The organism is Microbacterium sp. STRO-1N (assembly GCF_057748015.1).
The window spans coordinates 2,464,433-2,485,119 of sequence record NZ_CM173234.1; the positions used below are offsets into that span (position 1 = coordinate 2,464,433).

The window sequence follows — 20,687 nt, forward strand, 5'->3', positions numbered from 1 at the left end:
TGCCGGACGGGATTTCCACGTATGCATATACTCGGTATTGCTTTCGCACTCCACCCGAAGGAGATCGCATGTCCGTCCGCCAGAGCCTGCTCGCCATCCTCGACCAGGGGCCGTGCTACGGCTACCAGCTTCGAGCCGAATTCGATCGACGAACCGGCTCCACCTGGCCCCTGAACGTGGGCCAGATCTACAACACGCTCGAGCGACTGGAGCGCGACGGCCTGGTCTCGCGCGGCGAGCCGGACGAGCAGGGTCACGTCTACTGGCAGATCACGGATGCCGGATCCGCCGAGGTCGCGTCGTGGCTGTCCTCCCCCGTCGAACGCGGTCAGGCGACCAGAGACGAGTTGGCGATCAAGCTCGCCGTGGCGGCGACGCTGCCCGGTATCGACGTGGCGGCCGTGATCCAGACCCAGCGCACCGCGTCGCTCCGGCAGCTGCAGATCCTCAATCGGGCGAAGTTCGCCGGCGGTGACGGCAGCCCGGAAGAGCTCGCGTGGTCGCTCGTGATCGACTCGATGATCTTCGCGGCCGAGGCGGAGGTGCGCTGGCTCGACCACACCGAGCAGCGCCTGGCGATGCATCCGCAGCACGCCATGACTCTGGAGCTCGCAACGGAGCGACCCAAGCGCGGGCGTCCGCAGAAGGCGGCCGCGACAGAAGAGCTGATCGCCTGAGCTGCAGTTCACCGACAGGATGCGTTCGCCCCGAGCGGATGCACAGCCTCGGCATCCGCTCGGGAAAGTAGGATCGGCTCATGGCTGGATTCTGGGGCAGACGCAAGCGCGAAGAAGAAGCTGCACAATCGGCGCAGGACGCCGACCTCGCACGAAAGGCCGAGCAGGCGCTCGTCGCGGCCGACGAGCGCATCCGCACGGCGAGCGACGAACTGGTGTTCGCCGAGGCCGAACTCGGCGCATCCCTCACCGCAGACCTCAAGGCAGCGCTCGAGGCCGTCCGCACGCATCTGCGCGAGGCGTTCCAGCTGCACCAGCTCAACCACGACGAGATCCCCGACACCGCCGAGGAGCTGCGCACGCGCAATGCGCGCATCGCCCAGCTGTGCGAGTGGGCCGAGCAGCTGCTCGATGACAAGACGGCGACGCTCGCCCAGCAGATCGCCAAGGTCCGTCAGGCTCCGCAGATCATCGCCGGACTGCGTCAGGATGCCGAGACGCTGACCGCTCGCCTCCCCCACGCCCGGTCGGCGATCGAGCGCCTCTCGGCGCGGTACTCCGAATCCGCCATGGATCAGATCTCCAACGCTGCGGATGAAGCCGAGCAACTCGTCTCCTTCGCCACGCACGGCGCGGATGTCTCCGAGCGCCGTCGCGCCGCTCGCCAGAACGAAGAAGCCAATCTCGCGCTGGAGACCGCCTCAGAGGCGGTCCGTCGCGCCGGGGTCGTGCTCGATGCCGTCGAGGACTTCGAGATCGAGGCGCTCCGGGCCGAATCCACCCTGGCCGAGGTCGTCGCCGACTCGCGCGCCGACATCATCGCAGCGCGCACCGCACCCCAGGTACCCGCCGTCGCATCGGCGGTGTCCGATCTGGAGAAGGCCCTCGCCTCCCTGGCCCCGTCCGGCTCCCGCAATGACCCGTTCGCGGAGCTGAGCCGCCTTCGGACGGCCAACACGGCACTCGACGAGGCCATCGCCACGGCCCGCCACCGCATCGAGAATCCGCTCCCGTCCCTCGAGCACGTGCAGCACGCGCTCGATGACGCCGACCGCCAGCTGGGCGTTGCGCGCAGCCTGATCGCCGGCCACCGCGGCTGGATCGGCGCTGATGCCCGCACGCGCCTCGCCGAGGCCGAGAGGCTGAGGACGGACGTTCCGACGCTGCTGCCTGCCGAGGAGACCAGGGAGCAGGCGCTCGCGACCGCTCGCCGGGTCGCACAGCTCGCCTCGGAGGCGCTGCAGCTCGCCCAGCGCGACATCGACTCCGCCCGCCCGCAGCAGCAGAACGACGGCTGGGGCGGCGACGCTCCCGGTTGGGGCGGCGGCGGCTGGGGCGGCGGCGGGCGTCGTGGCGGCGGAGGCGGCGACCTCGCATCCGGCATCCTCGGCGGACTCGTGATCGGCAGCATCCTGGACGGCATCTTCGACTGACGACCGTCCCGCACGACGAAGGCCCGGCGCGAGCCGGGCCTTCGCTGTTTCAGTGACGGCTCAGGAAGCCAGTGCCTCCTCCGGGGACGCCTGAGTGGTCAGAGAGATCACGCCGTAGTCCCAGCCCTTGCGCCGGTACACGACGCTCGGGTGGTCGGTGCGGACATCGACGAACAGGAAGAAGTCGTGCCCGACCAGCTCCATGCGGTCGACGGCCTCCTCCACGGTCATCCACTCCGCGTCGAAGTTCTTCGTGCGGATGACGACCGGCGAGTACGCCTCCTCCTCCTGCGGCTGCACAGGGATGGCGCCGGTCGCGACCGCGTGCAGGACGTCGGCGGATGCCGGCTGCACGTCGATCCCTTCGAGGGCTCCGCTGCCCTTTTCGAAGTGGGCACCCCTGGGGTGCTGGCGACCGTCGACGCGCTTCTCCTTCGCGCGCCGCAGCTGCTCCGACATCTTGTCGAGGGCGAGATCGAGGGCGACGAACTTGTCGCCGTCCGTGGCCTCAGCCCGCACGACGGGACCCTTGCTCACGAGCGTGAGCTCAACGGTCTCGTCGGGAATGCGTCCGCCTCGATACGCCCGGTGGGTGACCTTGACATCCAAGCGCTGCGCACGGGCCGCGAGCGTGGAGATCCGGGCGATCTTCTCCTCGACTACAGTGCGAAAGCGATCTGAGATGCTCACTCCCACGCCGACGATGCTCGTTTCCATTCCTGCCTCCTTGTCCCGGTCCTCCCGGCCAAGGGCGGACCGTGGTCGCCTTGTGAACCCCTACCGTAGTCCCCGTTCCGATGGATGTCACGACCCATTTCCCCCGTGTCGGCCCGGCGTTCATCTCCGCCGTGGTGTGGCCGCGAGCGCGATCGCTCCGCGGACCAGGAATCCCGCCTCACGCAGGACATCAGATGCCTCGGTCAGCGTCGCTCCGGTGGTGATCACATCATCGACGACGATCACCTCATCGCCCGTTCCGGCGCCGCGAGCGCGCATGCTGCCTGCCACGTTGAGCGCCCTTTCCGCCCGACCGAGTCCGCGCTGATCCTCGGTGCGTCCGACCGGGACGAGCAGGCGCGTTGGGCGCCGGCCGCATGCGCGCACCAGCAGCTCCGGCACGCGGAACCCTCTGCGCCGGAACGCCGCGTGCGAGGTCGGCACCGGGACGAGCAGCGTCGCGGGGTCGGAAGGAACCACCGCGCGCAACGCCACGGCCAGCGGCCGGACCAGCAGCGTGCTCCCGTCCTCCTTCACCGCGCGGATGCACCGTGCTGCGACTCCGTCGAACGGCAGGGCTGCCGTCGCGGACAGGCCGGCCGTCAGCGCTCGGCGCACGGGGACGGGACGCAGAAGGTTCCGGCATCCGTCGCACAGCAGTCGGCCCGGTTCGTCGCACCCGGCGCAGGAAGCCCCCAGCAGCACGCTGAGGACCTCATCGACCAATCGGGGCCGTGGGTCAGGTGTCGTCATCACGCCACTGTGCACCGGCGCCGGAGGCGTTTCCTGCCGGAGGCCGCGGCATCCACGGCATCCGTGCAGAACTCGTCGAACCCGCCGTCTGTGCAGAGTGGGACGGGGTCAGTAGCCTGCCCGCGTCCCCAGCACGAGGACGCCGTCGTAGAACTCCTGCCACGCGGATGCGCGCGGCGCGAACAGGGTGCCATCCGTACCCAGGATCCGTACGCCGGCCTGCGACTTCGCTCCGGCGAACGAAGCGCTGCCGTTGGGAGCGGTCTGCTCGCTGCCCGGTCCGCCGACGACCTGCGTCCTCAGCATCGCGTCGTCCCCCTCGGTCAGGATGCCGAGGCTGTCAGCGCCCAACCACACCAGCTCCTGGGCGGGGACATCCAGCTCGACCAGCTCGTGCGTCGGGCCGAACCCGGTGGGGACGTTGCTGTCATCGCGGAGGATGACCGCCGTCACGACGCTCTGTCGACCGCCGATGGTCACCAGAGCTGCGATGCGCACACCGTCCGTCGACACGCGCAGCGCCGAGATGGTCGACGCCTCCGGCCACGCATCGACGATGACGGGTGACGTCACATCCTCGGTCCAGGCGTGCACATCCTGCGGGTCGGAACCGGGCGCCGACCAGATGTAGCCGTACGGATCGATCGACGGCTTGACCAGGCCGGGTCTGGTGTCGAGCTCGTTCACCTTCGAGTTCGTGATGGCCCACACCGCCCCCGTGCTCAACTGCACCGCGGCCAGCCCCTCGCCCTGCGCGAGATCGATCGAGGAGACCGGCTGCTCGATCTGGGCGAGCGGCTCGCTGATGCCGGCGATCGGCGTCACCTCGCCGCCGACCAGGCTTCCGAAGCCGTCCTCGGTCAGCACGATCGTGCTGACGTCTGCGCTGTCGGAGGCGAGACCGGCTTCGTCGGCGTCCAGTTCGCTGCCGTTCACCGTGAAGCGCACCTCGCTGACGCCCGTCGCCGTCAAGCTCTTCTCGAGCTGGGTCCTCATGCGCGCGAGCGTGGCCGCGTCCAATGACAGCGCGGCATCCGTGAGGGCGACGCTCGCGACCTGTTCGGTCACAGGAACGGAGTTGCCGTCCAGCAGGACATCGGCGGGGAACGCACTGTGCACGGCCGGCTGGAGCCAGTCGCTCGGCGTGCCCTCGATCGCGGCCTGCGTGATGGAGGTCGCGACGTTCGACCCGCGCGGATACCAGCGCACATCCGGCACCAGATGCCGCCAGCTCTGGTCGTAGTACTGGAGCGAGTAGCGGCTGTAGACCTGCTGGAAGGATCCCTCATCGAGCACGATCCCGTCCGGGGCGCTCGCAATCCGCCACTCCCCGTCGTCATCCCGCGCGAGGCGGAAGTCCAGCTCCGTGTCGCCGGTCGCTTCCGAGTAGCGGCCGTCGGCATCCACGCTGGCACGCTGATCCAGATCGACCGTGACGTCGGCGGCATCCACCGATTCGAGCTCCTCCGGAGTGGACACGCTCGAGGCGTACGACCGCGAACCGGCGACGTCGATCGTGACGCCGGCACCTGGCCGCCAGGTCTCGGCGAACTCAGGGGTGAGGAACTCCTTCGCGATCGACCAGTTGTCGGTCGGTGTGATGGACGCCTCCAGGAAGCCGGCCACGATCACCTCAGGGCCGGCCCCGGCGATCGGGCTCGACGCCCGCTCTGTGAACGGCGAGTCCGCCTCGACGTCACCGACGGGGAGGCCGGCCTGAACCGGGCCGGATGTCGGAAGGCCGGCGCATGCGGTCAGGACCGCCGCGAGTGCGACGACGACGGCGCCGCGCAACAGGCTGGTGATCTTCATGAGCGGCCCTTCCCCTCGCGCGCGGTATCCGGGTCGACCGCGCCGTTCGCCTCGGCATCCAGTTCGTAGCGCACCTGCGCGATGTGCAGAGGCTGGGTCGCATCCGAGAGGTCGCCCAGCGCGTCCTCCGGCTCGAGCGAGACCGGCGATGGTCCCTGCAGTGCTCCGGGGTGTCGAGGGATCGTGAGCACGAAGTTCGACCCGACGGCGAGTTCGGACCACACGGCCAGGGTGCCGCCGTGAAGGCGCGCGTCGCCGAGGGCGATCGACAGACCAAGGCCCGTGCCGCCGATCGTGCGCTGCCGCGACGGATCCGCACGCCAGAACCGATCGAACACCCGCTCGGCATCCGCCGCCGACATCCCGAGGCCGAAGTCTCGGACGCCCACCGCTACGGCGTGCTGATTGCTGTCGACCGTCACGACGACCGGGCGGCCTTCGCCGTGCTCGATCGCGTTGCCGATGAGATTGCGCAGCACGCGACGCACGCGACGCGCGTCCATGTCGACGGGCGAGTATCCGCCCGGCGCGACCAGACGCAGTTCGGTGCCGTGTCCTTCGGCCAGAGGTCTCATCTGATCGATGACGTCCTCGGCGAGATGCGCCAGGCTCGTCGCCTCCAGCTCCAGCTGCACGGAGCCTGCGTCGTAGCGGCTGATCTCGAGGAGGTCGTTCAGCAGCGTCTCGAAGCGCTGCACCTGCGTATGCAGGAGCTCTGCGGTGCGTGCCGTAGTGGGATCGAAGTCCCCCCGCTGATCATTGAGCATGTCGGCGGCCAGACGGATCGTCGTCAGCGGTGTGCGCAACTCGTGCGAGACATCCGAGACGAACCGCTGCTGCACGAGGGAGAGCTCGCCCAGCTCCTTGATCTGCGCCTCAATGCTGTCGGCCATCGCGTTGAACGAACTCCCGAGCGTCGCCAGCTCGTCTTCACCGTGCACCGGGATGCGCACGCCGAGGTCGCCTGTCGCGAAGCGCGCACTCGTCTCCGCCGCTTCGACGATCGGCACCGACATCGATCGCAGCACGATCCACGAGATGCCGGCGATGATCGCCACGAGCGACAGGCCGGCCACCCAGAGCGTGCGCTGCACGAACACCAGCGTCTGCTCCGAGTCGGAGAGGTCGTACGCGATGTACACCTCGTACGGCCCGACGTCCGGCACGAACATCTGCTGACCGACGATGATGCCCGGCACTTCGCCACCGTCCTCTTCGAGCGCCACCGACTGCCACGACTGCACGTCGTCGAGCGTCGCGACGCGGGTGCGAAGCGTCGGGCTGACGAGCCCGTCGTCGAGCAGTTCGATGGAGCCGAACGTGGGCGGAGCGTAGCCGCCCGGCTCGATGTCGCCCTGGAAGACGGCGATGCGGTCGGACGAGGACGTCCCCCGGAGGTCGCGCTGCACGACACGCCACAGCGCCACGAACGCGGCGCGGTCGTCGCTGACCTCCGCGGCATCGAGCGTGCTCTGCGCGGCCGCGACCGCGCGGCGGGCATCGGCGAGCGCCTGATCCTTGCGGGACTCGAACAGGTCGTTGGCGATCACGAGCGCCATGGTCCCGCAGGTCACGAACACCGCGGATGCCGTCAGCAGCAGGGTGATCGTTAGCGTGCGGAACCGCAGCGACCGTCGCCACAGCGCGCTCACGTTCGCGGGCCAGCTGCGCCAATCGCGCCAGAGCCCGACCTGCGTGACCGTCGCGGTCGTCGCGATCACGCGGACTCCTAGACGACGGTGCCGGCGCGATATCCGACGCCGCGCACCGTCATGACGATCTTGGGGTTGTCCGGGTCGAGTTCGACCTTGGCCCGCAGCCGCTGGACGTGCACGTTCACCAGACGCGTGTCGGCCTTGTAGTGATAGCCCCAGACCTGTTCGAGCAGCATCTCGCGCGAGAAGACCTGCTGCGGCCTCGACGCCAGCGCGACGAGCAGCTGGAACTCCAGTGGGGTCAGCGCGATCGGGGCGGTGCCCCGTCGGACCTCGTGCGCGTCGACGTCGACCACCAGGTCCCCGATGCGCAGCACCTCACTGGCCGCCTGCGTGGATGGACGAAGCCGGGTACGGATGCGCGCGACGAGCTCCTTCGGGTTGAAGGGTTTGACGATGTAGTCGTCCGCGCCGACCTCGAGGCCCCGCACGACGTCCGCGGTGTCGCTGCGAGCCGTCAGCATGATGATCGGGATGCCGGATTCGGCACGGATTCGCGTGCAGATCTCGATGCCGTCCATACCGGGAAGCATCAGGTCGAGCAGGATGAGATCCGGCCGCTGCGTGCGCCACTCCTCGACGGCACGCGCGCCATCGGCGCAGAACACCGGCTCGAATCCCTCGGTGCGCAGCACGATGCCGATCATCTCGGCGAGCGCGGTGTCGTCGTCGACAACGAGGATGCGTGAGGTCATGTGTGCCCAGCTCCGACTTTCTTCCCAGGGCGGTCGTCGGGAACACACCGAACGATCGCAGATTTTCCCAGCGTACTTCACGACACGCCGGGATTCACGGAACCGTCCACAGCCCGGTCGACGCCACAGCCGGTATGACACGATGGGAACAGCACTGTCGGAGGGAGCGCCATGAGCGGACAGACGTGGACACCCGCCCCGAAGCGGGGGATCGTCCCGCTTCACCCCTTCACGTTCGGCATGCTTCTGGGCCGGGCGTTCGCGGTGCTGCGTCACAACCCCAAGGTCGTGTTCGGCTTCGCGGTCGTGATGCAGCTGCTGATGACGATCGTCGCGACCGCCATCATGGTCACGGTCCTGATCGTGACCATCCTCCGTCTGCAGAACGTCCAGCCGGGCTCTCCCGACTTCGAGCCGCTGCTGATCGGCACGTTCGCGATCAACGGCCTCGTCGCGTTCGCCGTCGGACTGCTCTCTCTCGGCTTCACCGCACTCGTGCAGGGCATCGTCGCCGCCGAGGTGCGCTTCGCCGCGATCGGCGAGAAGGCCAGACTCGGTCAGCTCTGGGCGCAGGTGCGACCGGTCTTCTGGCGTCTGGTGGGCTTCGCGTTGCTGCAGATGCTGTTCACCCTCGGAGTGATCGCCGTCGCCGGTGGCATCATCGTCGGTCTCGTGATCGGCAGCATCGGCGGTTCCTCCGACTTCCTCGGGCTCGGAATCGGCCTGGTGCTGCTCGTGATCGCCGCCAGCATCCCGCTCGCCGTGTGGCTGTGGACGAAGCTGCTGCTCGTACCCAGCGTGCTCGTGTTCGAACACGCGACGCTGCGCGCGGCGCTGGTGCGCAGCTGGCGCCTGACCCGCGGCCGCTTCTGGGTCGCGTTCGGCGTGATGATCCTGATCAACCTGATCATGGGCTTCGCCGCACAGCTCGTGAGCTTTCCCCTGTCGCTACTCTCCAGCCTGCTCATCCCGGTGCTCGCACCGACCGGTTCCGACGACCCTGCTGCCGTGGTCGTGGCTGCGGTCCTGGCCGCGGTGCTGCCGCAGATCCTGATCCTCGTGATCCAGGCGGTCGCACTCGTCGTGCAGGGCACCGGAGCGGCTTTCGTCTACATCGACTGCCGGTACCGGTACGAGGGGCTCGATCAGACCCTGATCGCGTTCCTCGAGCGCCGCGATCTCGGATGGACGCCTGAGCAGCTCGGCGACCCGTTCGCCGTCGATCCGGCCCGTGCCGTCACCAAGGCGCCGCCCCCCAGGCCGGTCCCCACCCAGGTCATGATGCAGCCGGGCTGGACACCGGCACCGGGGTACGCTCAGGCCCCGCAGCCGTACGGCGCGGCGCCGACGCAGCCTGCACCGCAGTACGGCGCCGCGGCGGCGCAGCCCGCGCCGCCGTACGCGCAGCCCGTACCGCCGCCGGCTCCCCCGCAGCAGTCGGCTCCCCCGCAGCAGTCGGCTCAGCCGGAGGCGCCGTCGGACAGCCCGTGGGCGCCGCCGGGTGGGCGAGCATGACGCTGGCCTTCGAACCCTTCGTCCCCGATGGGGACGAAGCGCGGCGCTGGGCGGAGCAGGAACTGGCCGAACCCCGCTACGACGAGGCGAAGCCCACCTGGTTCGATCTGCTCGCGCGCGACGTCGTGCGCTACCTCAACGATCTGTTCACGCCGGAAGGCGGCGGGCAGGTCGGTCCCCTTGCGCTGGTCGTCGTCTGCATCGTGATCGTCGCAGCCCTCATCGCGGCGCTGATCGTGTGGGGACGACCCCGCGGTTCCCGCGCGGTGCGCGCCACCGGACGGGACCTCCTCGGCGAACGCGACGATCGGACAGCCGCGCAGCTGCGCGCCGACGCCGAACGCGCAGCGCGGTCGGGAGACTGGGATGCCGCGACCATCCTGCGCTTCCGCGCACTCGCCCGCGGCATGCTGGAGCGAGACCTGATCGACCCGGCGCCCGGTGCGACGGCGCAGGCCATCGCCAGGGACGCCGCACGCGTGTTCCCCGACGAGACCACCGCGCTGCGCGAGGCCGCCGCGGCGTTCGACGATGTGCGCTATCTCGAGCACCGGTCCTCCGAAGAGCGCTACCGGTTCCTGTCCGGCATCGATGAGCGACTCGCATCCCGGCATCCCGAGGCGGTCGCAGCATGAGCGCGCCACCGGCCTCACCCCCCGAACAGCCCGTGGCGGAGCGTCCGGTCTCCACCGCGACGGTGCCGCCGCGCCGCCACAGGCGGTGGATCGGCTGGGTCGTGATCGTGCTGCTGGTCATCGGGGCCGCCCTGCTGCTCATGCGGATCAGCGCGTCCATGTCCGTGCCGTTCCGCGGTGGAGGCGATCCGGACGGCACGGGTGATCACGGCATGCTCGCCCTGACCGAGATCCTGCGCGACCAGGGGGTCGAGGTCGAGGTGGTGCGATCCCGCGCGGACGCTGTCGCCGCCATCGAGGACGACACGACTCTGGCCATGACGGATCCCTACGCATTGTCCGACGAGGCCGTCCAGGACCTGCTCGAGCCGGCGAATCGCGTCGTGCTGCTTTCGGCGAGCACCCGGATGCTCGAGCTGCTCGAACTCGGCGAGACCACATCGGCGAGCACATCCGCCGCCGTCACGGCATCCTGCGATCTCCCCGAGCTCGCCGGAGTCGGCGAGGTCCACCCCGGGCGGCTCTTCATTCCCGCGGACGGCATCGTCGGCTGCTACCCGGATGCCGATGACAACGCGGCGGCTCTCCTCGTCGATGACTCCCCCGGGTCGTACAGGGCGATGATCGACGGCACGCGCCTGTTCGGCAACAGCTACCTCGCCGAGGACGGCAACGCCGCGCTCGGACTCGCACTGCTCGGGCAGACCGACCACGTCGTCTGGTACGTGCCCTCCTTCGCGGACGGCGACATCGAGGCGCAGGCGGAGCCCTCCCTCGGCGACCTCACACCGGATTGGGTCACCCCGGCGATCGTGATGCTGATCCTCGCCGGCATCGCCGCCGCGCTGTGGCGAGGGCGGCGATTCGGACCGCTCGTCGCCGAGACGCTGCCGGTCACCGTGCGCGCCTCCGAGACCATGCACGGCCGCGCACGACTGACGGCCAAGGCCGCCGATGCCGGACACGCTGCGGAAGCCATCCGCGACGGCTCCGTGCGCCGGCTCGCGCGCCGCCTCAGCCTGCACGAACGCGCGAACGCCGGCGAGGTCGCCGATGCCGTCGCCGACCGCCTGCGCATCCCGCGGACCGCGGTGCAGGAACTGCTCGCGGGTGTCCTCCCGGCATCCGACGACGACCTGATCGATCACGCCCGACGGCTCAGCGACCTGGAATCAGCGGTCGACGACGCCGTCCGAGCCGAACGGGGCACGCGATGACGCGCACTGCCCTGCCGACTGCAACCGACCTGATGCCTGTGGAAGGGAAACCATGACCACCCCATCGACGAATCCCGCGGACGACGCCGCACTGCGTCAGGCGATGCACCGCGTGCGCCAAGAGGTCGACAAGGCCGTGATCGGACAGGCAGGCACCGTGACCGGACTGCTGGTGTCGCTGCTGGCCCGCGGCCATGTCCTCCTGGAGGGCGTCCCCGGTGTGGCGAAGACGCTCGTGGTGCGCTCCTTCGCCAGGGCGCTCGGGCTGGACACCAAGCGCGTGCAGTTCACGCCGGACCTCATGCCCGGCGACGTGACGGGCTCGCTCGTGTACGACGCCCGCACCGGCGAGTTCGAGTTCCGCCAGGGCCCTGTGTTCACGAATCTGCTGCTGGCGGACGAGATCAACCGCACACCCCCGAAGACCCAGGCGGCCCTGCTGGAGGCCATGGAGGAGCGCCAGATCTCTGCCGACGGCGTGAGCCGTCCGCTGCCGGATCCGTTCCTCGTCGCCGCCACGCAGAACCCGATCGAGCACGAGGGCACCTACTCACTGCCCGAGGCGCAGCTGGACCGGTTCCTCATGAAGCTCGTCGTGGCGATGCCGGAGCGGGATGCCGAAGTGAACGTCCTCCGCCTGCATGCCGGCGGCTTCTCGCCGCGTGCGCTCACCGGCATCGAGCCGGTCGTCACCGCGGAGGAGATCCGCGCCGCGCAGGATGCGGCGTCGCGGGTCGATGTGACCGACGACGTGCTCGGTTACGTCGTCGATCTGGCCAGGGCGAGCCGGCAGTCGCCGTCCGTGCAGCTGGGCGCCAGCCCTCGTGCCTCGACGGCGCTGCTGGCGGCGGCGAAGGCGTGGGCCTGGCTCAACGGTTCGTCCGCGGTGACCCCCGACCACGTCCAGACGATGCTCGTGCCGGTCTGGCGCCACCGTCTGCAGCTGCGCCCGGATGCCGAGATGGAGGGCGTCTCGGCGGATGCCGTGCTCACCGCCGTCGTGCAGCAGACCCGGGTGCCGATCTAAGTGTTCCTCACCGGCCGCTTCGCCCTGCTGATCGGGTCGGGGATCATCCCCGTCGTCGTGATCTCTTCGACGACGGGTGCTGCGGCGTGGGCGGTCGTCGGCGGATGGCTGCTGCTGGCTCTGGTGCTGCTCGCGGTCGATGTCATCGTCGCTGCCTCGGCGCGAGCCGTCGCCGTCACCCGGAGAGTGCCCTCCAGGGCCCGGCTGAACGAGCCCGTTCCGGTCAGCGTCGCGCTGCACAACACCGGCGCGCGAACCCTGCATGCGCGCGTCCGCGATGCGTGGCAGCCGACCGCCGGCGCCGGAACGCAGCGCCAGCGCCTGATCGTGCCCGCCGGTGAGCGCCGCCGGATCGAGATCGGTTTGCACCCGCGGCGCCGGGGCGAACTGGTCAGCGAGTTCGTGATGATCCGTTCGATCGGGCCGCTCGGGCTCGGTGGTCGCCAGGCACGGCACGATGTGCGCGGCGCCGTGCGGGTCCTCCCCGCTTTCACGTCGCGCAAGCATCTGCCCTCGCGGCTGGCCCGGTTGAAGGAGCTCGACGGCAACACCAGCATCCAGGTCCGCGGACAGGGGACGGAATTCGACTCGCTGCGCGAATACGTGCGCGGCGACGACGTGCGCTCGATCGACTGGCGGGCCACGGCCAGAGCCGGCACCACGATGCTGCGCACCTGGCGCCCGGAGCGCGATCGGCACGTGGTGATCCTCATCGACACCGGCCGGACCGCAGCGGCCCGCGTCGGCGACGGCACGCGGTTGGAGGCTTCCCTCGAAGCGGCGCTGCTGCTCGGCGCCCTCGCGTCTCGTGCGGGCGACCACGTGCACCTCGAGATGTTCGACCGTGTCGTGCGCGGCCGCGTGACCGGTGTCGACGGGGCGGCGCTGCTTCCGGCGATGTCCGACGCGATGGCGCCGGTTCATGCCGGCCTCGTGGACACGGACTGGACCGCAGCCTTCGCGTCGCTGCGCACACTGACGAACCGGCCGTCGCTGATCGTGGTGCTCACCGCGCAGGATGCCGCCGAGTCCGCCCGCGGATTCCTCGGCGCGTTCCCGACCGCCGGACGCGCCACGACGGTGCTCGTCGGGTCGGTGACGGACACCTCGATCGTCGAGATCGCCCGTGGCCGCGGCTCGCGGGAGGAAGTGTACTTGGCGGCCGCCGCCGAGCGCACGCTCCGGGATGCCAAGAACGTCGCAGACGCCGTGCGCCGCGCCGGCGGAGAGGCGATTGCGGCCGACCCTGAGGCTCTCCCCCCGCGGATCGCCGATCGCTACCTCGAGCTGAAGGCCGCCGGGAGGCTTTAGGCACCTGGGCTGGCGCGCGGTTCCGGCGTCCTGTTCCGGCTGATGCCGGTTCGCCCGCGCCATCGCGGCTCCTGTCGCCGTCGGCGTCGATTCGCCCGCCGCGCGCATGGACCGCGCCCCCGCCTTGGCGCTGTGCGCGGTCTCCGTCCAGGTCGTAAATTCGGTCCGTATCGACCTCGGCGATGCAGCCAGGTCGCACTGAGCGTCGTTCCGACCGCGTCAGAACGACGCATTCTGAGATCCAAGCGGGCCGCCGCGTCTCGAAAGCGCAGAATTCGCGACCTCGATGCGGGGGCCGCATCCGTTCGACTGTGGATAACTCAAAGCATCGCTCCGAGGGGTGGGATCGTGGGCAGATGCGATCGCCCAGGCCCCTCCCGAATGACCTTGGTCGCCGTTTCACCGTGCGTCAGGCGCGGGATGCCGGCATCACGCCTGCTCGGCTTCGAAGCGCCGACTTGATGGCCCCGTTCCACGGAGTGCGCTCGAAGCGAGTCGCTGTCAAGACCGAGGGCTTGGACGCGTTCGACAAGCAGGCCGTCGAGCGGCGCGTCCAGGCCCGCCTGTACGCATCGCGCTTGAAGCCCGGACAGTTCTTCAGTCACGAAACGGCGGTCGCGCTTCTCGGCGGGCCGCTACCGCTCGTGTACGACGAAAAGACCGGCGGTCCGCTGGACGGAACCGCGCTCGTCGTGCACGTGAGCACGCTCGGCGACGGTCCGCTGGTCCGTGCAGCCGGTGTCGCCGGCCATCGCGCGGATCCACGCGTCACGCAGGTGTACGACGCTGGCGAGTTCCGCGCAGCGATGGGCGCCACCGCGTGGGCACAACTCGGCGCGCTCTCCGTCCTGGACCTCGTCGCGCTCGGCGACTACTTCTGCCGCATCTGGCGGACCGGGCCCGGCCGCCCCGATGCCGGCCGCCCATCGCTTGCGACGATCGATGCCCTCCGTGCCCAGCTCGTGCACGGCCGGCGCCCAGGTATCCACCGACTGCGAAGCGCCCTCGAGCTCATCCGCGAGGACTCCTGGTCGCCGCGTGAGTCTCGGCTGCGCTGCCTCATCGTCTTCGCGGGACTGCCGGAGCCGTTGCTGAATCACGATGTGTACGACCTCCATGGACGGTTCCTCGGATGCGTCGATCTCGCCTACCCGCATCTGAAGGTGGCGATCGAGTATCACGGCGTGATCCACTCCGAGAGCTACGCCAGGGATGTCGAGCGCATCGCCGCGCTGCGCGCGGCCGGATGGACCGTGATCGAGGTGACGAATAATCTGTTCCACCGCTCGGACGAGCTCATCCGTCGCATCCGTGCCGCACTCTCGGCCTGATTCCGGGTCCCAGAATCTGTCGTGTACGGCATCCGCCGACGACTCCAGGTCGCAGAGAACGTTGTTCTGCCCACGCGAGAACAGCAGGTTGTGCGACCCCGACACGACAAGGCGACCCAGAACGGCAGAATCTGCGACCTGGAGGCCGGGAATGGGTCGACGTGACGTGGCGGCGACCGCAACGACCGGACCGCAGCGCCCGCATCTCCCACAACGGCGAACGGCCCCCGCCGTGAGGCGAGGGCCGTTCGGAGACCAGGATCAGACGAGGTCGAAGCGGTCGAGCTCCGTGACCTTGCCCCACGCGGCGACGAAGTCGCGCACGAACTTCTCCTTGGCGTCATCCGAGGCGTAGACCTCGGCGATCGCGCGCAGTTCGGAGTTCGAGCCGAACAGCAGGTCGACGCGGGTACCGCGGCCGACGAGCTCGTCCGAGCCGTCGACACGCCCCTCGAAGGCGTGCGAACCGGGGTCGAGCGGCTTCCACGTGGTGCCGAGGTCGAGCAGGTTCACGAAGAAGTCGTTCGTGAGTACGCCAGGCGTCTCGGTGAAGACGCCGTACTGCGATCCGTCCCAGTTCGCACCGAGCACGCGCAGTCCGCCGACGAGCACGGTGAGCTCGGGCGCGGTCAGCGTCAGCAGATTCGCCTTGTCGAGCAGCAGGTGCTCCGCCGGGATCGCTGCGACGTCCTTCGAGACGTAATTGCGGAATCCGTCGGCCGCCGGCTCCAGGAACGCGAACGACGCAACGTCAGTCTGCTCCTGCGAGGCGTCGGTGCGTCCGGCGTGGAACGGCACGACGGCGTCGACTCCGGCATCCTTCGCCGCCTTCTCGACACCCGCGTTGCCGGCGAGCACGATCAGGTCGGCGAGCGAGACGCGGACATCACCGGTCTGCGCGTCGTTGAACTCGGCGCGGATGCCCTCGAGCTCGTTCAGGACACGAGCGACGCGCTGCGGGTCGTTGACCTCCCAGTCCTTCTGCGGCGCGAGACGGATGCGGGCGCCGTTGACGCCGCCGCGCTTGTCGCTGCCGCGGAACGTGGATGCCGCGGCCCACGTGACCGAGACGAGGTCGGCGACCGACAGCCCGGACTCCAGCACCTTGGCCTTGAGCAGAGCGGCATCGGCGTCCGAGATGAGCGCGTGGTCGACGGCCGGCACGACGTCCTGCCAGATGAGCTCCTCGGCCGGAACCTCTGTGCCGACGTAGCGGGCACGCGGACCCATGTCGCGGTGCGTCAGCTTGAACCAGGCACGCGCGAACGCGTCGGCGAACGCCTCGGGGTCGTTCTTGAAGCGCTCGGAGATCGGTCCGTAGATCGGGTCGAAGCGCAGCGCCAGGTCGCTGGTGAGCATGCGGGGCTCCCGGCGGCCGTTCGAGTGCGCGAGCGGCACCATATCCTCGCCTGCACCGTTCTTGGGGCGCCACTGGTTGGCGCCGGCCGGGCTCTGGAACAGCTCCCAGTCGTACGCGTACAGGATGTGGAAGAACTCGTTGTCCCACCGGGTCGGGTGGTAGGTCCAGGTGACCTCGAGGCCGCTGGTGATCTGGTCGTCGCCCTTCCCTGTGCCGTGGTTGTTCTTCCACCCCAGGCCCTGGCGCTCGAGACCGGCGGCCTCGGGGTTCTCCTCGAGGTTCGAGTCGGGAGCCGCACCGTGAGTCTTGCCGAAGGTGTGACCGCCGGCGATCAGGGCGACCGTCTCCTCGTCGTCCATCGCCATGCGGCCGAAGGTCTCGCGGATGTCGCGGGCCGACGCGAGCGGGTCCGGGTTGCCGTTCGGGCCCTCCGGGTTGACGTAGATGAGTCCCATCTGCACGGCCGCGAGCGGGCGCTCGAGGTCGCGGTCGCCCGAGTAGCGCTCGTCGCCGAGCCACGTGGTCTCCGGGCCCCAGTACACGTCGTCATCCGGCTCCCAGGCGTCGATGCGCCCGCCGCCGAAGCCGAACGTCTCGAAGCCCATCGACTCGAGTGCGACGTTGCCTGCCAGGATCATCAGGTCGCCCCAGCTCAGCGACTGACCGTACTTCTTCTTCACGGGCCACAGGATGCGGCGCGCCTTGTCGAGGCCGACGTTGTCGGGCCAGCTGTTCAGCGGTGCGAACCGCTGCTGCCCGGTGCCGCCACCGCCACGGCCATCCGTGACACGGTAGGTGCCGGCGCTGTGCCACGCCATGCGCACCATCAGCGGGCCGTAGTGGCCGAAGTCCGCGGGCCACCAGGCCTGCGATGTCGTGATGGTCTCCTCGATGTCCTTCTTGACGGCATCCAGGTCCAGCGCCTCGAAGGCGGCCTTGTAGTCGAAGCCGGCGTCGAGCGGGTTCCGCTCGGCGGTGTTCTTCGCAAGGATCTTGAGGTTCAACTGCTCGGGCCACCACACGCGGTTGGCCGATCCCATGGTCGGATGCGGCTGAGCGTGGATGACGGGGCAGGAGCCGGCCTCGCCGGGCTCGACGGGCTCGTCGGTGACGGTCTTCGACTGGTCGATTCCGGTGACGTCGTCACCGATACCCGGGACCTGTTCGTGAGCGGTCATGGTTGTCCTTCCGATGTGAGGGCAGGGTTGAGATGGAGAATCAGGGGTCTTCGGTCGCGCACGCCGCGCACAGGCCCCAGTACGTGACCTCGGCGACCGCGACGCGATAGCCGTGGGTATCGCTCGGGACGAGGCACGGGGCGTGCCCTACGGCGCAGTCGACGTCTTCGACCGCACCGCATCGAGTGCACACGAGGTGATGGTGGTTGTCGTCGACGCGCAGCTCGAACAGCATCGGGTGGCCGGCGGGCTCGATACGACGCACGAGGCCGGCTGCGGCGAAGTCGCCCAGCGCGTTGTAGACGGACTGCAGGCTGGTGGACTCGACCAACGGCCGCACCGCGGCGTGGATCTCATCGGCGCTGGCGTGCGGGTGCGCACGCAGCGCGTCGAACACCGCACGCCGGGATTCGGTCACTCGCAGACCGGCGGCGCGGATCGCGTCGTCGACATCCGAAGTGGTGAGCGTCATGCCTCCATCCTACTTGTTTTGATTCACTCAAGAAAGCCTCGACGCGCCGAACCCGCGGCGCGCCTTCTGAGAGTTCTCTGTGAACAGCGGAATCATGTGGTGCGCCGGACCAGCTGGGCCGGTCATGCGAAAGGACACAGATCATGAGTGATTCCACGTCGGCTGTGCCCACCCTCGGCGCGAAGCTCGCGGCCGAGGGATTCGGCACCTTCCTTCTCGTCTTCGGCGGCGTCGGCACCGCGCTGTTCGCCTCCAACCTCTACACCGAACCCGCCCCGAACGCCGCGGTCTACAGCGCGGTCGCGCTCGCCTTCGGCCTCACCGTCGTCGTCGGCGCGTACGCGTTCGGACCGATCTCGGGCGGCCACTTCAACCCGGCCGTCACCCTCGGCGCGGCGGCAGCCGGCCGCATCGGCTGGAAGGACGTCCTGCCGTACATCGTGGCTCAGGTCGTCGGTGGCGCCGTGGCGAGCACCCTGCTGTTCCTCATCGGGCAGTTCGGCCCCGACGGCTGGTTGACCGGAGCGCAGAACGCCGGCTTCGCCAGCAACGGCTTCGACGAGCTCTCCCCCGGCGGATTCGGACTGGGCTCGGCGATCATCGCCGAGGTCATCCTGACCGCGATCTTCCTGTTCGTGATCCTCGGCACCACGCACTCCAAGCGCGGCACGCCGTTCGCCGGTCTCGCGATCGGTCTCACGCTGACCCTCATCCACCTCATCAGCATCCCCGTCGACAACACCTCGGTGAACCCGGCGCGTTCCATCGCCGCGGCGATCTACGGCGGCGTCGGCCCGCTGTCGCAGCTGTGGGTGTTCCTCGTGTTCCCGATCGTCGGAGCCCTCATCGCCGGCTTCGCCTACAAGGCGCTGTTCGACAGCACCAAGAAGGCCTGACGTTCCGCAGGAAGGGCCGGCGCTGAGGCGCCGGCCCTTTCGCATGTCCGGATGCCGAAGACAACCGGATGCCGGATATCGCGCGTCCCAGGCTTCGACGGGATCAGCCCGCGACGAGGCGCGGCGTACCGGCCTCGTACTCCAGCAGGTCGCCGGTCTGCCCTCGGCGATGCGCACGCCCGCCGATCACGAGCATGTAGATGAGGAAGACCGCCAGCGCTGCGGCACCGATCCCGATCTTGATCGGCCATGGCAGCGACCACCCCGTCACGAAGCCTTCGACGAGTCCGGACAGGAACAGTGCGAAGATCAGGCCGATCGCGACGGTGGCCAGCGATCGCCCCTCCTGCGCCAGCGCCTCGCCGCGTGTGCGATGCCCCGGCGCGACCCATGCCCAGAACACGTGCAGTCCTGCCGCGGCGGCGACGAAGAGGCAGGTCATCTCCAGCATCCCGTGCGGGAGGATGTACAGCACCATGATGTCGGCGCGATCGTGCGCCGCCATGACGGCGCCAGAGACACCGAGCCCGACGGCATTCTGCGCGATGATGTAGATCGGCCAGATGCCGGTCACTCCGAACAGCACGCATTGCGCCGCCAGCCAGGCGTTGTTCGTCCACACCATTCCGGCGAACACGGCCGCGGGGTTCTCGGTGTAGTAGTCGGTGAAGCTCTCTTCGGCGTACTCCGCGAGGAACTCAGGAGTCCCGAGAGTGGCGACCAGGTTCGGGTCGGCCGAGATCCACGCCGCCGTCCCGACCGCGATCGCGATGAACGCGATCGCGATGACGAGAGTCGTCCAGCGCACCCGGTACAGCGCGGCGGGGAGCTGATCCACGAAGAACCGTGTGATCTGCGTCAGCACGTTGTCTCCGGCGCCGGTCAGCCGCAACCGCGCCCTGGCGAGGATCGTCGAGAGGTAGGCGCTCTGCGGCGACTCTCCGACCGAGGTCTTCAGCTCCGCCAGGTCCGCGGATGCCGCGCGGTACCGCACGATCAGCTCGTCGACGTGGTCGCCGTCCTCGAGCCGGGCACGACTCAGTTCGTCCAGGCGCGCCCACTCCGCCCGGCGCGCATCGCTCAGAGCGTCGGCATCCACCTGATTTACTGTACTCATGTCCACGCCGATCGAGTCAGCCGAAGAGATCCTCTCCGGCGAGGCCGTCGCGATCGACGTGCAGCCGATCGGCTTCTTCCTGCGCGTCATGGGCGCTTTCATCGACATGGTGCTGTCGTTCGCGCTCTACATCCTGTTCATGTTCCTGAGGATCTGGGCTCTGGATGCCGGGCTCATCGACGACGCGATCGACCGCATCCTCAACGTCACGTCGCTGGTCGTGTGCTTCGTGGTGGTTCCTGTGGCGATGGAGGTTTCGCTGCGCGGGCGGAGCCTGGGCAAACTCGCGGTCGGCGGCCGGATCGTCCGGTTGGACGGCGGCGCGACCGGATTCCGGCATGCGTTCATCCGGGCACTGCTCGGCGTGCTCGAGATCTACATGACCTTCGGTTCGATCGCCCTGCTCACCGGTGCCTTCACGGCCCGCTCGCAGCGACTGGGCGACCTCGTCGCCGGTACGTACAGCCAGCGGGTGCGCACCCCGAAGCTCGAGCCGCACGAACCCGCGATGCCCCCCGCACTCGCGGAATGGGCGGCTATCGCCGACGTCGCCCGCCTCCCCGACCGGCTGGCCCGGCGGATCTCGCAGTTCCTGCGGACGGCGCCGCAGATGATGCCGCAGGCCCGCGCTCGGATCGCGGAGCAGCTCGTGGCGGAAGCCGCCGACTACGTCTCCCCCCGCCCCGTCGCGCCGCCCGAGCACGTGCTCGCGGCCGTCACGGTGATCCGTCGACGGCGAGAGCTGCGCGGACTGCAGATCGCCGATGCACGAGCCGAGCAGCTGACCGGCCGATCGATCGGGGTCTGATTCGCGCGCCAGCCCGGC

The 20,687-nt window shown here is 69.3% G+C and carries 18 protein-coding genes; 10 read left to right on the forward strand and 8 right to left on the reverse strand.

What is annotated here, in order from left to right; translation table 11 throughout:
* Positions 1-68 precede the first annotated feature (68 nt).
* Both AC3ANJ_RS11970 and AC3ANJ_RS11975 read left to right on the forward strand, forming a co-directional pair.
* Positions 69-677 (forward strand): PadR family transcriptional regulator, encoded by a 609-nt coding sequence (locus AC3ANJ_RS11970; protein ID WP_488316494.1) that lies wholly within the window; start codon positions 69-71, stop codon positions 675-677.
* Positions 678-757: 80 nt separating this feature from the next.
* The gene (locus AC3ANJ_RS11975; protein ID WP_488316495.1) at positions 758-2,110 is read left to right on the forward strand and encodes a coiled-coil domain-containing protein; all 1,353 of its coding nucleotides are present in this window, start codon (positions 758-760) and stop codon (positions 2,108-2,110) included.
* Positions 2,111-2,170: 60 nt separating this feature from the next.
* Here AC3ANJ_RS11975 and hpf read toward each other — a convergent pair whose 3' ends face one another.
* The 5 genes from hpf to mtrA form a co-directional block, all read right to left on the reverse strand.
* Positions 2,171-2,827: a ribosome hibernation-promoting factor, HPF/YfiA family gene (gene hpf, locus AC3ANJ_RS11980; RefSeq protein ID WP_406249646.1), complete on the reverse strand. Its 657-nt coding sequence runs from the start codon at positions 2,825-2,827 to the stop codon at positions 2,171-2,173.
* Between the two features lie 120 nt (positions 2,828-2,947).
* A complete protein-coding gene (locus tag AC3ANJ_RS11985; protein ID WP_488316496.1) occupies positions 2,948-3,580 on the reverse strand; it encodes a ComF family protein in 633 nt (210 codons plus the stop codon).
* 108 nt (positions 3,581-3,688) lie between these two features.
* On the reverse strand, positions 3,689-5,392 hold the full coding sequence (locus tag AC3ANJ_RS11990; protein ID WP_488316497.1) for an LpqB family beta-propeller domain-containing protein: 1,704 nt from the start codon (positions 5,390-5,392) through the stop codon (positions 3,689-3,691).
* The gene (gene mtrB / locus AC3ANJ_RS11995) at positions 5,389-7,113 is read right to left on the reverse strand and encodes an MtrAB system histidine kinase MtrB (protein ID WP_488316498.1); all 1,725 of its coding nucleotides are present in this window, start codon (positions 7,111-7,113) and stop codon (positions 5,389-5,391) included. Before mtrB ends, AC3ANJ_RS11990 begins: the two co-directional genes overlap by 4 nt.
* 8 nt (positions 7,114-7,121) lie before the next feature.
* Positions 7,122-7,802, reverse strand: a complete 681-nt coding sequence (mtrA, locus tag AC3ANJ_RS12000) for an MtrAB system response regulator MtrA (RefSeq protein ID WP_406249642.1) — start codon at positions 7,800-7,802, stop codon at positions 7,122-7,124.
* Positions 7,803-7,973: 171 nt separating this feature from the next.
* Between mtrA and AC3ANJ_RS12005 the strand changes: the two genes are divergently transcribed.
* The 6 genes from AC3ANJ_RS12005 to AC3ANJ_RS12030 all read left to right on the forward strand — a co-directional run bounded on the left by AC3ANJ_RS12005 (position 7,974) and on the right by AC3ANJ_RS12030 (position 14,838).
* Positions 7,974-9,317, forward strand: coding sequence for a glycerophosphoryl diester phosphodiesterase membrane domain-containing protein (locus tag AC3ANJ_RS12005; protein WP_488316499.1), 1,344 nt, complete (start codon positions 7,974-7,976; stop codon positions 9,315-9,317).
* A complete protein-coding gene (locus AC3ANJ_RS12010; RefSeq protein WP_488316500.1) occupies positions 9,314-9,952 on the forward strand; it encodes a DUF4129 domain-containing protein in 639 nt (212 codons plus the stop codon). Before AC3ANJ_RS12005 ends, AC3ANJ_RS12010 begins: the two co-directional genes overlap by 4 nt.
* A complete protein-coding gene (locus AC3ANJ_RS12015) occupies positions 9,949-11,169 on the forward strand; it encodes a DUF4350 domain-containing protein (RefSeq protein WP_488316501.1) in 1,221 nt (406 codons plus the stop codon). The genes AC3ANJ_RS12010 and AC3ANJ_RS12015 overlap by 4 nt, the downstream gene beginning before the upstream one ends.
* 52 nt (positions 11,170-11,221) lie before the next feature.
* The gene (locus tag AC3ANJ_RS12020; protein ID WP_406249638.1) at positions 11,222-12,196 is read left to right on the forward strand and encodes an AAA family ATPase; all 975 of its coding nucleotides are present in this window, start codon (positions 11,222-11,224) and stop codon (positions 12,194-12,196) included.
* Positions 12,197-13,507, forward strand: coding sequence for a DUF58 domain-containing protein (locus tag AC3ANJ_RS12025; protein ID WP_488316502.1), 1,311 nt, complete (start codon positions 12,197-12,199; stop codon positions 13,505-13,507).
* Between the two features lie 461 nt (positions 13,508-13,968).
* Positions 13,969-14,838, forward strand: coding sequence for a DUF559 domain-containing protein (locus AC3ANJ_RS12030; RefSeq protein ID WP_488316503.1), 870 nt, complete (start codon positions 13,969-13,971; stop codon positions 14,836-14,838).
* Between the two features lie 261 nt (positions 14,839-15,099).
* Here AC3ANJ_RS12030 and katG read toward each other — a convergent pair whose 3' ends face one another.
* Both katG and AC3ANJ_RS12040 read right to left on the reverse strand, forming a co-directional pair.
* Entirely contained in the window at positions 15,100-17,376 is a 2,277-nt protein-coding gene (gene katG / locus AC3ANJ_RS12035; RefSeq protein ID WP_488316504.1) for a catalase/peroxidase HPI, read from the reverse strand.
* A 40-nt stretch (positions 17,377-17,416) separates the two neighbouring features.
* Positions 17,417-17,848, reverse strand: coding sequence for a Fur family transcriptional regulator (locus AC3ANJ_RS12040; protein ID WP_406249634.1), 432 nt, complete (start codon positions 17,846-17,848; stop codon positions 17,417-17,419).
* Positions 17,849-17,991: 143 nt separating this feature from the next.
* On the opposite strand from AC3ANJ_RS12040, the gene aqpZ reads away from it, so the two are divergent.
* Positions 17,992-18,744: an aquaporin Z gene (gene aqpZ, locus AC3ANJ_RS12045; protein ID WP_406249633.1), complete on the forward strand. Its 753-nt coding sequence runs from the start codon at positions 17,992-17,994 to the stop codon at positions 18,742-18,744.
* A gap of 103 nt (positions 18,745-18,847) precedes the next feature.
* Here aqpZ and AC3ANJ_RS12050 read toward each other — a convergent pair whose 3' ends face one another.
* On the reverse strand, positions 18,848-19,843 hold the full coding sequence (locus AC3ANJ_RS12050; RefSeq protein WP_488319272.1) for a stage II sporulation protein M: 996 nt from the start codon (positions 19,841-19,843) through the stop codon (positions 18,848-18,850).
* A 16-nt stretch (positions 19,844-19,859) separates the two neighbouring features.
* Between AC3ANJ_RS12050 and AC3ANJ_RS12055 the strand changes: the two genes are divergently transcribed.
* Complete coding sequence (locus AC3ANJ_RS12055; RefSeq protein WP_406249632.1) at positions 19,860-20,669, forward strand: RDD family protein; 810 nt, start codon at positions 19,860-19,862, stop codon at positions 20,667-20,669.
* Positions 20,670-20,687 lie beyond the last annotated feature (18 nt).